Origin of the sequence: Neisseria sp. P0017.S009, from assembly GCF_051957375.1 — a bacterium.
Classification (GTDB): domain Bacteria; phylum Pseudomonadota; class Gammaproteobacteria; order Burkholderiales; family Neisseriaceae; genus Neisseria; species Neisseria perflava.
This window is the reverse complement of sequence record NZ_JBQCWL010000001.1, coordinates 280226-293860: the sequence shown is the minus strand read 5'-3', so window position 1 is coordinate 293860 and position 13635 is coordinate 280226. Positions and strand designations below refer to the sequence as shown.

17 protein-coding genes and 1 other RNA gene are annotated in these 13635 nt (G+C 49.3%); 8 read left to right on the top strand and 10 right to left on the bottom strand.

Translation table 11 applies throughout. The features are described 5' to 3' along the window. Positions 1 to 4 precede the first annotated feature (4 nt). Positions 5 to 1441, bottom strand: a complete 1437-nt coding sequence (locus tag ACTHTG_RS01545) for an MBOAT family O-acyltransferase (RefSeq protein WP_308538303.1) — start codon at positions 1439 to 1441, stop codon at positions 5 to 7. Positions 1442 to 1487: 46 nt separating this feature from the next. Further along, positions 1488 to 2126, bottom strand: a complete 639-nt coding sequence (locus ACTHTG_RS01540; RefSeq protein WP_004519872.1) for a DedA family protein — start codon at positions 2124 to 2126, stop codon at positions 1488 to 1490. Between the two features lie 230 nt (positions 2127 to 2356). Here ACTHTG_RS01540 and hda point away from each other — a divergent pair, with 230 nt between their 5' ends. From hda to ACTHTG_RS01520, 4 genes are all read left to right on the top strand, one after another. Then, a complete protein-coding gene (gene hda, locus ACTHTG_RS01535; RefSeq protein WP_440360496.1) occupies positions 2357 to 3025 on the top strand; it encodes a DnaA regulatory inactivator Hda in 669 nt (222 codons plus the stop codon). Then, on the top strand, positions 3022 to 3690 hold the full coding sequence (locus tag ACTHTG_RS01530; RefSeq protein ID WP_003747163.1) for an HAD family hydrolase: 669 nt from the start codon (positions 3022 to 3024) through the stop codon (positions 3688 to 3690). The genes hda and ACTHTG_RS01530 overlap by 4 nt, the downstream gene beginning before the upstream one ends. Before the next feature lie 59 nt (positions 3691 to 3749). Beyond that, positions 3750 to 4073: a TonB family protein gene (locus ACTHTG_RS01525; RefSeq protein WP_440360495.1), complete on the top strand. Its 324-nt coding sequence runs from the start codon at positions 3750 to 3752 to the stop codon at positions 4071 to 4073. A 157-nt stretch (positions 4074 to 4230) separates the two neighbouring features. Beyond that, positions 4231 to 5016, top strand: coding sequence for an endonuclease/exonuclease/phosphatase family protein (locus ACTHTG_RS01520; RefSeq protein WP_440360494.1), 786 nt, complete (start codon positions 4231 to 4233; stop codon positions 5014 to 5016). A 165-nt stretch (positions 5017 to 5181) separates the two neighbouring features. Here ACTHTG_RS01520 and ssrA read toward each other — a convergent pair. The 3 genes from ssrA to ACTHTG_RS01505 form a co-directional block, all read right to left on the bottom strand. Further along, positions 5182 to 5544, bottom strand: a transfer-messenger RNA (tmRNA) gene (gene ssrA / locus ACTHTG_RS01515). A 113-nt stretch (positions 5545 to 5657) separates the two neighbouring features. Continuing rightward, positions 5658 to 6872, bottom strand: a complete 1215-nt coding sequence (locus ACTHTG_RS01510) for a pyridoxal phosphate-dependent aminotransferase (protein ID WP_440360493.1) — start codon at positions 6870 to 6872, stop codon at positions 5658 to 5660. 84 nt (positions 6873 to 6956) lie between these two features. Beyond that, entirely contained in the window at positions 6957 to 7172 is a 216-nt protein-coding gene (locus ACTHTG_RS01505; RefSeq protein WP_440360492.1) for a tautomerase family protein, read from the bottom strand. Between the two features lie 165 nt (positions 7173 to 7337). Here ACTHTG_RS01505 and ACTHTG_RS01500 point away from each other — a divergent pair, with 165 nt between their 5' ends. Then, the gene (locus ACTHTG_RS01500; RefSeq protein WP_039862173.1) at positions 7338 to 7937 is read left to right on the top strand and encodes an MlaC/ttg2D family ABC transporter substrate-binding protein; all 600 of its coding nucleotides are present in this window, start codon (positions 7338 to 7340) and stop codon (positions 7935 to 7937) included. Between the two features lie 59 nt (positions 7938 to 7996). Here ACTHTG_RS01500 and efp read toward each other — a convergent pair whose 3' ends face one another. From efp to ACTHTG_RS01485, 3 genes are read right to left on the bottom strand one after another with little or no spacing between them, the layout of a single operon-like run. Further along, positions 7997 to 8557 carry an elongation factor P gene (gene efp, locus ACTHTG_RS01495; protein WP_002213793.1) on the bottom strand — a complete coding sequence of 187 codons (561 nt, stop codon included), beginning with the start codon at positions 8555 to 8557 and terminating at the stop codon, positions 7997 to 7999. Between the two features lie 42 nt (positions 8558 to 8599). Beyond that, entirely contained in the window at positions 8600 to 9757 is a 1158-nt protein-coding gene (earP, locus tag ACTHTG_RS01490; RefSeq protein WP_049336336.1) for an elongation factor P maturation arginine rhamnosyltransferase EarP, read from the bottom strand. Positions 9758 to 9788: 31 nt separating this feature from the next. Beyond that, on the bottom strand, positions 9789 to 10067 hold the full coding sequence (locus ACTHTG_RS01485) for a hypothetical protein (RefSeq protein WP_004519862.1): 279 nt from the start codon (positions 10065 to 10067) through the stop codon (positions 9789 to 9791). A gap of 102 nt (positions 10068 to 10169) precedes the next feature. On the opposite strand from ACTHTG_RS01485, the gene nadE reads away from it, so the two are divergent. Then, positions 10170 to 10958 carry an NAD(+) synthase gene (nadE, locus tag ACTHTG_RS01480; RefSeq protein WP_049336338.1) on the top strand — a complete coding sequence of 263 codons (789 nt, stop codon included), beginning with the start codon at positions 10170 to 10172 and terminating at the stop codon, positions 10956 to 10958. Positions 10959 to 11026: 68 nt separating this feature from the next. Here nadE and ACTHTG_RS01475 read toward each other — a convergent pair whose 3' ends face one another. Further along, complete coding sequence (locus tag ACTHTG_RS01475) at positions 11027 to 11227, bottom strand: protein MIGRI (RefSeq protein WP_003682450.1); 201 nt, start codon at positions 11225 to 11227, stop codon at positions 11027 to 11029. A 116-nt stretch (positions 11228 to 11343) separates the two neighbouring features. Between ACTHTG_RS01475 and metX the strand changes: the two genes are divergently transcribed. Together metX and metW are read left to right on the top strand one after the other, a co-directional pair. After that, positions 11344 to 12483 carry a homoserine O-succinyltransferase MetX gene (gene metX / locus ACTHTG_RS01470; protein ID WP_049336341.1) on the top strand — a complete coding sequence of 380 codons (1140 nt, stop codon included), beginning with the start codon at positions 11344 to 11346 and terminating at the stop codon, positions 12481 to 12483. Further along, complete coding sequence (gene metW, locus ACTHTG_RS01465; protein ID WP_049329691.1) at positions 12480 to 13061, top strand: methionine biosynthesis protein MetW; 582 nt, start codon at positions 12480 to 12482, stop codon at positions 13059 to 13061. Before metX ends, metW begins: the two co-directional genes overlap by 4 nt. Positions 13062 to 13155: 94 nt before the next feature. Here metW and ACTHTG_RS01460 read toward each other — a convergent pair whose 3' ends face one another. Further along, entirely contained in the window at positions 13156 to 13620 is a 465-nt protein-coding gene (locus tag ACTHTG_RS01460; protein WP_049344703.1) for a low molecular weight protein-tyrosine-phosphatase, read from the bottom strand. Positions 13621 to 13635: the final 15 nt, after the last annotated feature.

Below are 13635 nucleotides of genomic sequence, written 5' to 3'. Positions count from 1 at the left end.
CTCCTTAGAAGTTGGCGTAAATAAAGCCGGGAATGCCGGACGGGGCGAAGATGATAATTAGGGCGAGGATAAGCGTGATGGGAATAAACCACAGCCATGCAGGCAGTTTGTCCAAGCCTTTTACCGATGCTTCAAATAAGCGAAGCAAATACGGGTACAGCGAAAGCATCATCGCAAATGTACCCAGCAACATGAGGTCGGTCGGCAGAGGCGCGTTCCAACCTTTGTCATTGGCAAATAATGCGCTGAACAGCATTTCCGTATCGGCAAGCGTTGCGCTGTTGAACACGACAAAAGCGAAACAAACGAAATGGAAGGTAAACAGCCAGGCGAGCGGTTTGCCGATTTTCAGACGGCCTAAGGCATTGCGGCCGACGATTTTGTCGCCGCAGTTAAGGAATACCAAAGCCGCACCGTGCAGCGCGCCCCAAATCAAAAAGCTCCAGCCGTAGCCATGCCAAATGCCGGAAAGCAACATGGCAATCATCAGATTGAGTTGGGTACGTCCGAAGCCTTTTTTGCTGCCGCCCAAAGGAATATAGATATAGTCGCGAATCCAAGTGGACAGGCTGATGTGCCATCTGTCCCAGAAGTCGCGGATGTTGATGGCGCGAAGCGGCGCGGCAAAGTTTTTCGGCAGCTGGAAGCCGAGCAGCATGGCCAAGCCGATGACTAAATCCGAGTAGCCGGAAAAGTCGAAAAAGAGTTGGAAGGTGTAGCCATAAATCGCAGACAACACGCCCCAGCCGTCGAACTGGGCCGGATTTTCAAAAACAGGCGATACCCAGCCTTCTGCCAATACGCCGGCAAGCCACCACTTTTTGGCAATGCCCAATACAATCAGGCCGACCGCCAAAGCCGGATAAATCAGCTGGCGTGCTTGTTTGGTGCGGATTTGCGCCAATGCGCCCGCTTGTTCGCCGTCTATGCTTTTAAAAGCGGCCGCACGGATAATCGGGCCGGATGTGATGGTGGGGAAGAAGCTCAGATGCAGTAGGAGCTCGTGCCATTCAAAACGGTCTCCTTTAGGCTTGCGGTAGCAATACACTAAGTAAGCCAGCGATTGGAAAGTGTAATAAGACAAGCCCAAGGGCAAAAGGATATCGATGACGGCGCTTTGCCCCGTATATTGCTGAATAATCGGGCGGAAAAAGTCGAAATATTTGAAGAAACACAAAATAGTCAATGCCGCCGAAATACCGCAACCCAGCCAAAATTTGCGGATATTCTCGTTTTCAGAAAACATCAGTACGCTGACCAGGTAAACCACAGACGAGTAAACCAAAATCAGCGCGGCAAAAATAGGGTCGATACGGTAAAGCCAGCCTAGCCCGGCAACCAAAAGTAAAACGTTTTGAACTTGCGGCAAACGCGCAAATGCCCAGTACAAGGGCAAAAATACGATAAAGAATACCGCAAACTCAATAGACAGCAACGGCATGACAATTCCTTGATGTGTTTAAACTTTCAAACTTTTCGATTGATTGTTATTTTTTGGCGTTAAGTTTGGCACGGATGACTTCGACTACCGCAGGTAAAATCGAAATCACGATGATTGCCGCCATGACTAAGCCCAGATTGTTTTTGACGACGGGGATATTGGCGAAGAAGTAGCCTGCATAGGAAAACGACAATACCCACAACACCGCGCCGATAATGTTGTAACGGATAAACGTCGCGTAGTGCATATCGCCCATACCGGCGACAAATGGCGCAAACGTCCGCACAATTGGCACAAAGCGGGCAATGATGATGGTTTTGCCGCCGTGTTTTTCATAGAACGCATGGGTTTTTTCCAAGTACGAACGGCGGAAAATTTTGGAATCAGGATTGGCAAACAGTTTTTGTCCAAAATATTTGCCAATCATAAAGTTGGCCGCATCGCCTAGAATGGCGGCCGCTAAGAGCAGCAATACCATGACGTGGATGTTCATGCCGCCGATGGCCGCAATACCGCCGGCAGCAAACAGCAGCGAGTCGCCGGGCAAAAATGGCGTTACGACCAAACCGGTTTCGCAGAAAATCACAACAAACAAAATCGCGTAAATCCACGGGCCGTATTGGGAGGAAAGGTGGACAAGGTGTTGGTCGATATGGAGGATGAAATCAATAAGGGTAGAAATCACTAGGGTTCCCCAAATAAAAAGGCCGTCTGAAAAAGAACAGACAAATGTTTCGGCGAGAAGTTCGACATTGTAAAACCAAAGCGGAATAAAACCAATGCCGTAAGCGCGTCAAGATATGTTTAGAAGTGCAGATATGTTGCAGGTATAGGCTTCAGACGGCCTTTATCCTTGATGGTGGACGGCAAAACAACGTAAAATAAAGCCGATTTCAACCTAACCGGTGCGCCTTTGTGAACCAGCTCATCTTCGATTTTGCCAGCCATGATTATCCCGGCTTCGACAAATTTTTGGGAACAGAAAATGCCGAGCTGGTGTATGTGTTGCAGCACAAACATGGGCAATGTATCTATGTTTGGGGTGAAGAGGGCGCAGGCAAAAGCCATCTCTTGCAGGCATGGGTCGCACAGGCGCTCGATGCCGGGCGAAATGCCCTCTATATTGATGCCGCCGCCACACCGCTGACAGAAGCCGCGTTGGATGTGGAATATCTCGCCATTGACCAAATCGAAAAGCTTAATAATGAAGAACAGGCTTTACTGTTTGCCATCTTCAACCGCTTCCGCAACAGCGGCAAAGGCTTTTTGCTTTTGAGTTCCGAATATACGCCGCAGCAGCTCGTTATCCGCGAAGACCTGCGCACACGCATGGCGTATTGCTTGGTTTACGAAGTCAAACCGCTGACCGACCGGGAAAAAATCGATGCGCTTGTCAGCATTGCGGCCGCCCGTCAGGTAACCATCGATCCAGAAATTTTCGAATACCTGCTGAACCATTGGCGGCGCGATATGGACAGCCTGATGCAAATGCTCGATACCCTCGACAACTACGCCGTTATGATGGGCAAGCGCATTACTTTGCCGCTTTTGCGCCAGCTTTTAAAACAACAGGAAACCCAATGAAAAACCTTGCCATTTTCGACCTCGACAATACTTTAATCAATACCGATTCGGATCACTCCTGGCCGCAATACCTGATTAAAAAGGGCATAGTGGATGCGGCTGAAACCGAGGCGCAAAATGAAAAGTTCTACCAAGACTATCAAAACGGTTGTCTTGATATTGATGCCTTCCTCAAATTCCATCTCGCGCCTTTGGCTCGTTTCAGCAAGGAAGAATTGGCTGAGTTTCATCGCGAGTTTATGGCCGAATATATTGTTCCATATATTTCCCCGATGCAGCGTATGTTGGTGCAAAGCCATCAAATGGCGGGCGACGAAATGTTGGTTATTTCTTCGACTAACGAATTCATCATTACCCCTATCTGCCATCTTTTCGGTATTCACAATGTTATCGGCACACAGCTTGAAACCGGCGAAGACGGCCGATATACCGGCAACTATGTCGGTACGCCCAGCCTGAAAGAAGGCAAAATTACCCGATTGAACCAATGGCTTGCCGAGCGTGGCGAGACATTTGAAAGCTACGGTAAGGTTTATTTTTACAGCGACTCCAAAAACGACTTGCCGCTGCTGCGTATCGTGGACGAACCTGTCGCCGTCAATCCGGATGCTGAGCTGGAAAAAGAAGCCAAAGCAAAAGGTTGGCCGATTTTGAATTTCAAATAACGACGAATCAGGCCGTCTGAAGTATTTAACCTGACCACAACCCTAATAAGGACTAAAACATGAAAACGACTAAACTCCTCGCCTCAGCCCTGTTGTTTGTCGCTGTATTCGGTACCGCACAAGCAGCCGATACCGAAACCCTGGAAGCCATGAAAGCCATGAAAGCGCAAAACGGCAGCGTTAAAACCGTTTTGATGGATGTCTTCACAACTCCTGCCGGTAATGTCGATCGTGTGAATATCATTCAATCCAGTGGCAATCCTGAAATAGACGAACGCGCAGTGAAAAGCGTTTCCAAATATCCTTATCCGAAACGCAAAACCGCATCTAAATACCAACATACCGTTACTTTTGAAACCAATGTCGAAGTAATCAACAACTGATTCGGACGTAAGGCCGTCTGAAAAACAGAAGGCGTTTTGATTGGGAAATTCCCTGTCAAAACGCCGTTTTATTCTTTAAACAAGTATAACCAAAATTGCCGTAAAACCACACGCTCCGGTGCTATACTGAAACAAATAAACCGCTTCATCACACATCATGTCTCCCCGTCCAGTTACCATTACTTCCTACAATATGCACAAAGGCATGTCCGCGCTCAACCGCAAAGTGCAGGTCAACCGCATGGCTGACGCGCTGGGTGCATTGGGTTCGGACGTTTTGTTTTTACAAGAAGTCCAAGGACAACATCTCAACAGAAGCCGCCGTACCGACTTCCCCGATGCACCGCATTACGACATCATCGGCGACAGCCTCGATTATCATCGCAGCTACGGCAAAAATGCCGTCTATCCCAAACGACACCACGGCAACGCCATTCTCAGCCGCCTGCCACTGAAAACGGAAAACAACCTCAACATCAGCGTCAATAAACTCGAACAACGTGGCCTGTTGCATTGCGAAGTCGTGCCCGAAGGTTGGGAAGATCCGCTGGTGTGTTTGTGTGTCCACCTCAACCTGCGCGAGCCTGACCGCCTTAAACAATACCGCGCCATCAGCGACTACGTTGGCCGATACATTCGTCCGGAAAGCCCGTTGATTATCGCCGGCGATTTCAATGACTGGCGGCAGAAATCAGCGCGTGAGCTGGGCAGGGCATTAGATTTGAACGAAGTATTCGTCGATAATACAGGCAAACGCCCCAAAACCTTCCCCTCACGCCTGCCTATCCTCAGCCTCGACCGCATTTATACGCGCAATCTTGATGTCATCGATTCTGAAATTCACAACAGTAAAGACTGGCAGTATTTGTCAGATCATCTGCCCTTGAGTGTAACGGTTAGGCCGCATCGTAAAATGAATATGAAATCAGATAGAAAAATGTAAGGCTGAAATTTTTTAAGCAAAACACTATTGGCAATGTATCGAAAGAAAACGTTTTTCGCTCAGATATTTGAGATAGAAACAGGCCGTCTGAAAAGTTTCAGACGGCCTGTTTAAGTTTATAAAAAAGCGCAAACCTTTTTATATCAAAAGTTTGCGCTTTAAATCTGGTGGAGGCGGGGGGAATCGAACCCCCGTCCGAAAGTCCTCTACAGAGCGTTCTACATACTTAGTTGTGTCTATTTAGAATCTCGTTCCCATCATGCCGACCAACAGGCCTTCAGAGAACCAGTTACCTTAAATCTCGTTTCCTGCCAAGTAACCCGACAGAAAACCAGTCAATGTAGAATGACGTTGCGGTAGCTTGCGCTACACAGCCCATTGACCAACTGCAGCAACGGCAGGCCTTAAGCGGCCAGTGCGTAAGTTTCGTCGTTTGCGACTATTTAAATTCAGTGTTTAACGGGAAATCTGAGACCCCGGTATGCCCGCATCTGCTTTGCAACCCCCGTCGAAACCAAGATCGCCCCCAGATAGGAAAAGTCGATTATACGCATGTCAGCGTGCTTTGCCAAGTTACCGATTGATTGAAAAGGCCGTCTGAATAGCAGTTTGCTTTTTCAGACGGCCTGTTTGGCTTAGGTTTATTGATGGTAGTTTTGCAAGAAGCGTTTGAGTTTGTCCATGGCTTCTTCGATTTGATGAACGGGCGGCAGGGTAACGATACGGAAGTGGTCGGGGCGTATCCAGTTAAAGCCTGTGCCTTGGACGAACAGGACTTTTTCACGTACGAGTAAGTCGTAGATGAATTTCATGTCGTCATGGATACTGTACATTTCGGTATCGATTTTGGGGAACATATACAATGCGCCCATGGGTTTGACGCAGGATATGCCCGGAATCTGGTTGACCAGTTCCCATGCTTTGTTGCGTTGCTCGAGCAGGCGGCCGCCGGGGAGGAGGAATTCGTTGATGCTTTGGTATCCGCCCAAGGCCGTCTGAATGGCGTGTTGCATGGGTGTGGTGGCACAAAGGCGCATCGACGAGAGCATGTCGAGGCCTTCGATATAGCCCTTGGCATGATGTTTCGGGCCGTTGAGCACCATCCAGCCTTGGCGGAAACCGGCCACGCGGTAGGCTTTGGAGAGGCCGTTAAACGTAATGGTCAGCAAGTCGGGGGCGAGGGCGGCAATGTGATGGTGTACGGCACCGTCGTAAAGAATTTTGTCGTAAATTTCGTCGGCGAAAATAATCAGGCCGTGTTTACGCGCCAGTTCGGCGATTTCGAGCAGGATTTCTTTGCTGTACACCGCGCCGGTAGGGTTGTTGGGGTTGATGATGACTATGGCTTTGGTTTTCGGTGTAATTTTGGCTTCCATATCGGCCAGGTTGGGGAACCAGTTGTTTTCTTCGTCGCATAGATAATGGCGGACGGTACCGCCTGCCAGTGTTGCGGCGGCGGTCCACAAAGGATAGTCCGGTGCGGGAATCAGGATTTCATCGCCGTCGTTGAGCAATGCCTGCATGGACATGGTGATCAGCTCGGACACGCCGTTGCCGATGTAAACATCGTTGACGGTAACGTCGAGCAGTCCTTTGGTTTGGTAGTAGTGGACGATGGCTTTGCGTGCGGAGTAAAGGCCTTTGGAGTCGCAATAGCCTTGCGAAGTCGGCAGGTTGCGGATGACGTCAACCAAAATTTCGTCAGGCGCTTCAAAGCCAAACGGAGCCGGATTGCCGATATTGAGCTTGAGGATTTTGTTGCCTTCTTCTTCCAGTTGCAGGGCTTTTTTGTGAACTGGGCCGCGAATATCGTAGCAAACGTGATCCAGTTTGGATGATTTAGGGAATTTCTCCATGATGTGTGTTCCGTAAAATTGTTAACAATGGGATAAATGTACTCTTTTTGTGGGTAAATTAAAAGAGCTTCAGACGTCCAAAGCTTACTTATTGCGCGCTTCAGCACGGCGAACCGTCACGCTTTTACCGCCTATGCCCCAGTTGTCCATATTGATTTCGTCGATGACGACGACGGTCGTCTCGGGATTTTTGTTGAGAACGCGTGAGAGTATTTCGGTGACGCCGCGAATTAATTCGGCTTTTTGTTCCGCACTCGGGGCTTCGTTGCCGCCGGTTACTTTGATGTTGACGTAGGGCATGGCTTTTTCCTTTTAAAATAGTGTTCACATGTTATCTTATTTTTATCAGGCCGTCTGAAATTTGATTGCAGGATTTTTCATTGCTCATGACTGCTTTTACAAAGAATTAAGTTTTTTGGAATAGATTGTTTTTAAAATGCGGTTTTATTTTGGATGGATATCGTCATGAACCGTTTTCTTCAGACTTTGATTGTGGCCGCGCCGATGGTGATTGCCGCGCCCTATGTGGCGGCGGAAACGCATCCTGCGCAAAAGCAGATGCAGCAGAATATTGATGCTGTGCTGAAAATTGCACGCAATACTTCTTTGACAGAAGCGCAACGTGTGAAACAGGTTGAGCAGTATGCCAACCGTTATTTGGATTATGAACGTATTTCGGCTTTGGCTGTCGGCGCGCCATGGCGTGAATTTTCTGCCAAACAGAAAACTGATTTTATCCGTGCATTCAAAGACATGGTGATTGCGATGTACTCGCATTCTGCACTGATTGGTGCGGCGGATGCGAATGTACGCCTGTTGCCGAAGATGACGGCAAACGGCAATAAGTTTGACGTTTTCTCGGAAATTCAGACCAAAAAAGGCACCAAGTATGAAGTGGCCTACCAGCTTTACCAAAGTGGCGGTGCGTATAAGATTTACAATATCCGCGTGGACGGTACCAGCTTGGTAACGGTATACCGCAACCAATTTGGCGAGCTGATTAAGAGCAAAGGCATTGACGGTACGATTGCGACTGTTGCAGCCAAGGGCTTGAAGAAACAATAAGGTAGATTGATAAAAAGGCCGTCTGAATATTCAGACGGCCTTTTTGTGTTACGGGCTGATTAAGCACGTTTGCGGAATTCGCCGGTACGGGTATCGATTTCGATTTTGTCACCGTTTTCGATATAAGACATCACTTGGATTTCAGTGCCGCCGACCAGACGCGCGGTTTTCATCACTTTACCGGAGGTATCGCCTTTAACGGCAGGCTCGGTGTATTCAACTTCGCGAACGATGATGGTAGGCAATTCTACGGAGATTGGGTTGCCTTCGTAGAAAGTAACTTCGCATTGGTCTTCCATACCGTCAACGATGAATTTCAACGCGTCGCCGATGTTGTCGGCTTCGATTTCGTATTGGTTGAATTCTTCGTCCATGAAGACGTACATAGGATCGGCAAAGTAGCTGTAAGTACAGTTTTTGCGGGACAGGATAACGACGTCGAATTTGTCGTCGGCTTTGTAAATGGTTTCAGAAGCGGCACCGGTCAGCAGGTTTTTCAGTTTCATGCTGACTTTGGCGGAAGAGCGGCCGCCTTTGATGTATTCGGTTTTTTGAACGACCATAGGATCGTTGCCGACCATGAATACGTTGCCGGCGCGCAGTTCTTGTGCTGTTTTCATTGTAGTTTTCCAATCAAATCGGTTGTAATAAAACGCGCTATTTTAGCGTATTTTTTTGTGCTTTGAAATAAAGGCGGCAAGTTTTTCAACGGCACTTTTTTGAGCAAAAAGTCCATCCCGCCATTTTGCCGCGCTTTGCCGCCATTCATTTTGGTGTGCAGTCAGGGTTTGCCATGCCTGCAGGCGCTGGCTGTCGCTGAGTGCATCACCGTTGTTGAGTTCGTCGGAAAGGCGGTGGTGTGCCGTGGCGACAACATCCGGATAAACCTGATGCGCTTTGTCCCAAAAAGCGTGCAGTTTGTCGAGATGGATATTTTCTTCTTGCGGATAGATGTGCCAAAAGAAAGGCTTTCCGGCAAGCTGGGCGCGAACAAAGCTGTCTTCGCCGCGTATGATAGCGCCGTCGGCAAGGTTGAGCAGTTTGTCGAAATCCTGTTGGGGGACAAAAGGGATTTTGATCAGGGTAATGTGTTCGCTCTGATACACATCGCCGTCTTCAAGCAGGGCATTTTGCGGTACTAGGTCGCTGTTTTTCAGACTGGCGATGATTTGTGTACCTGCAAGCAGCAGGGTAATGGGTTGGCCGGCCTGTTGCCACATAGTCAGCCATTTTGCCCAAATATCGCTTTGATAGCCGAAAAGCAGCCACTCGGACGCGTTTTTTGCGGGAAGTTTGAGTTGTCGGCGTAAGGCTTCCGTATCAAATCCGGCCGATTCGGCGTAATCGCGTTCGCGCAGCAGGCCGCCGCTTTTTTCGCTGAAACCCATAAACCAAAAGTATTTCTGTATGCCGCCGGCCTGGGGCGAGGGCATTAAGTGCAGCCTCTCGTTGCTGTCTTCCGCGCTGAGGTATTCCCAGTTGAGCCAAAGCGGTTGGTGTTGGCGGATGATGGTTTGAACGTTGTCGGGCAGTTCGCAGGCGAAGGTTTCGATGACAATGTCGGGGGTAGGGGCTGTATCGGTATCTTCGGCGTAGTCGGCTTGCCAAGCGTGAATGCCGATGCCTTGATGGATATTGGGAATCGAGGCCAAGTCAGGGCAGAGTGCCTGAAGGGACGGAAAGTCGTCTGTCCACAAATGCACTTGCCAGCCGAGTTCGCGTTGCAAAACACGCGCCAGCCGCCATGAAACGCCGATGTCGCCGAAGTTGTCGATGACGTTGCAGAAAATCCAGCAGGTATAAGGTGGGGTGGTGTTCATGGAAAAATATGCCCAAGGCCGTCTGAAAACATCAGAATGCGCCGAAATAGTGGAATAAATAAACAATCAGCAAAATAATCGGGATAAACATCCAAATGCTTTGCCGTTTCAATTCGGGCTCTTGTTTGAGGTGGTGTTTGATGACGTCAAAAAGGACGAACTTGAATAGGAACGTGGCTTCGCAGGCAAGGATGATGCCGTTGATGAGGTGTTGCGTTTTGTCTTCGGGCGGGTTGAGGGCAAACCACAAAAGGGTGGCGAGCGGAATCAGGCAGACGACGAGCCAGCGCAGAAGGATGGGTTTGGACATGGTGTGTGTGCAAGAAATAAAAAGGGTATTATACCCTGTCGTCTTTCAGACAAGTGCAAATCAGGCTATCATTCGTTTTATTTGAAGCGAACATTTATCCCTATGCAAACCCAAGCCATCATCCGCCATATTGTTCAATGGCTCAAAGATTACGCCGAGCAGGCGCTTGCCAAAGGTTTTGTCGTCGGCATATCCGGCGGCATCGATTCTGCCGTGGTTTCCACCCTTGCCGCGCAAACCGGTTTGTCGGTTTTGTTGTTGGAAATGCCGATTCGTCAGAAATCTGACCAAGTCAACCGCGCTCAAGAACACATGGGCCGTCTGAAAAAGCGTTATCCTAACGTAAAAGCGCAAAGTGTTGATTTGACTCCGGCGTTCGATACGTTTGCCGATACCGTTGATGTCAGCGAAACCGAATTTCCCAACAAACAGCTGGCACTTGCCAATGCACGCAGCCGCCTTCGCATGACGACGCTTTATTATTACGGCCAGCTGCATGGTTTGCTGGTGGCGGGAACGGGCAACAAAATTGAAGATTTCGGCGTCGGTTTCTTCACCAAATACGGCGACGGCGGCGTGGACATCAGCCCGATTGCCGATTTAACCAAAACTCAGGTGTACGCTTTGGCAGCCGAGCTAGACGTATCGGAAGACATTCAAAAAGCCGTGCCGACAGACGGCCTTTGGGATATCGAGCGTACCGATGAAGAGCAAATGGGCGCATCTTATCCCGAACTCGAATGGGCGATGAGCGTGTACAACAGCCACAAGCCTGAAGATTTTGAAGGCAGACAGCGCGAAGTTTTGACAATCTATACCCGATTGCACAAAGCCATGCAGCACAAAGTCAACCCGATTCCGGTTTGCAAGATTCCGGAAGAGCTGTTTTAAATTTGGACATCAAAAGGCCGTCTGAAAACGTTGGATTAAGGTTTTCAGACGGCCTTTTATATTTTATTTCAATAAGAATTAGGAATATGCTTGAAAAACAGCATCATCAGATACCAAAACAGCGTAGCGGCCGCCGCGCCCAGCAATACCCATGCGCTGATTTTGGCGATTTCACGAATGGTGCGCTTTTGTTTACGGCTGAACAAACGGTTCACAATCAATGCCGCTATGGCGCAAAAGAAAAAAAATCGCAAAAGCCTGCCTATCATTCCACATTCTCCCAAAAATATTGCCTTTAATCAGGGCAGGCCGTCTGAAGCCTCATGCACAAAACAAAGACGAAACGTTATAATACCCCTTTTGCCGCTTCACTTGGAAATTACAAATGACAACAAATGCCTCAGTGGGCATTGTAACGCCCCAGAAAATCCCGTTTGACACACCGCTTGCTCTGGAAAACGGCAAAACCTTACCTCGTTTCGACCTGATGATTGAAACCTACGGCACGCTCAACGCAGACAAAAGCAACGCCGTTCTTATCTGCCACGCCCTGTCAGGCAATCATCACGTTGCCGGCAAGCACAGCGTGGAGGATAAATACGCCGGTTGGTGGGACAATATGGTCGGCCCCGGCAAACCTATCGATACCGAACGCTTTTTCGTTGTCGGTTTGAACAACTTGGGCGGCTGCGACGGCAGTACCGGCCCTTTATCCGAAAATCCTGAAACCGGTCGCGAATATGGCGCGGATTTCCCCGTTGTAACCGTCAAAGACTGGGTGAAGTCCCAATCCATGCTTGCCGATTATCTCGGCATTCAAAAATGGGCGGCCATTGTCGGCGGCAGCTTAGGCGGCATGCAGGCATTGCAATGGACGATTTCTTTGCCTGAACGCGTTGCTCATGCGCTCGTCATCGCTTCTGCGCCTAAACTTTCCACTCAAAACATCGCGTTTAACGATGTTGCCCGCCAGGCGATTTTGACCGATCCCGATTTCCACGAAGGCAATTACCGCAGCCATCATACCGTTCCTTCACGCGGTTTGCGTATCGCGCGCATGATGGGACACATCACTTATCTTGCCGAAGACGGCTTGGGTAAAAAATTCGGCCGCGATTTAAAATCAGACGGTTATCAGTATGGTTACGGCGTTGAGTTTGAAGTGGAATCTTATCTTCGCTATCAAGGCGACAAGTTTGTCGGCCGCTTTGATGCCAACACTTATCTGCTGATGACCAAGGCGCTTGACTACTTCGACCCGGCCGCCGATTACGGCCACAACCTCACGCGCGCTGTGGAGAATGTGCAGGCCAAGTTTTTTGTTGCCAGCTTCAGCACCGACTGGCGCTTTTCGCCGCAACGTTCGCATGAATTGGTCAAGGCATTAATCGCCGCGCAAAAATCCGTGCAGTACATTGAAGTCAAATCCAATCACGGCCACGATGCGTTCTTGATGGAAGACGAAGCCTATATCCGCGCGGTTGCCGCTTATATGAACAACGTTTACAAGGACTGCCAAAAATGAATCTGCGCGACGATTTGCAACTCATTTACGATTGGATACCCGAAGGCAGCCGCGTACTCGATTTAGGCTGCGGCGACGGCGAGCTGTTGGCTGCGTTGGTGGAACATAAAAATTGCACCGGCTACGGTGTTGAAATCGATACCGACAGCGTGATTGCCGCCATATCCCGCGGTGTGAACGTCATTCAAGCCGATTTGGAAGAAGGTTTGGTGGCTTTTGGCGATCAAAGCTTTGATGTGATTGTCTTGAGCCAAACCATTCAGGCGATGCAGAACACGGAAAAAATCCTGCGCTGCCTGATGCGCGTGGCCAAGCAGGCTATTGTCAGCTTCCCTAACTTCGGCTACTGGCGCAACCGCTTTCAAATCGCCATTGGCGGCCATATGCCGGTTTCCGAGCGGATGCCGTATCATTGGTACGATACGCCCAATATCCATTGGTGTACCCTCAAAGACTTTGATTTGCTGTGTGCCAAAAACAAAATCCGCGTGCTTGAGCGTGCGGTCATGACGGGCAACCGACAGGTTAAACATCTGCCGAATTTATTGGGCAGCCTGGCGTTTTATCGTGTAGGTTGATTGCAGTAATCAATAGGGCCGTCTGAACAGGTAATCACGAAAGCATGGCTTTTGCAAATACCTGTTCAGACGGCCTTTTATTATTAAAGTCGGTTTAAGCCTGTTTCAGTTTTTCCAACAAGGCAAAACTGCCGGCATCGACCAGACGGTAGGTTTCGTCAAAGTCGCCCGTGTACCACGGATCAGGAACGTGGTTGTAACCTGAATCGGGGATAAGGTCGGTCAGTTTGAAGATTTTGCCGGGGTGGAAGCCGAGCTGCTTTTCGGTTTCTCTGAGGTTGTTGTCGTCCATCACGATGATGTAGTCGAAATGTTCGGCATCGCTGGGTTTGATTTTGCTGCTGGTAAAGCCTGACGGGTCGATGCCGTGTTGTTTGAGTACACGGCGCGTGCCTTCGTGCATGTTTTCCCCGTCGTGCCAACCTGACGTGCCTGCGCTGGCTGTAATGACGGCATTGCCCATGCCTGCTTTGCGGGCGCGGTGGCGCAGGACGTATTCGGCCATAGGGGAGCGGCAGATGTTGCCGAGGCAGACGAAAAGGATTTTGTGGGTTTTCATATGCGTGAAAATGAG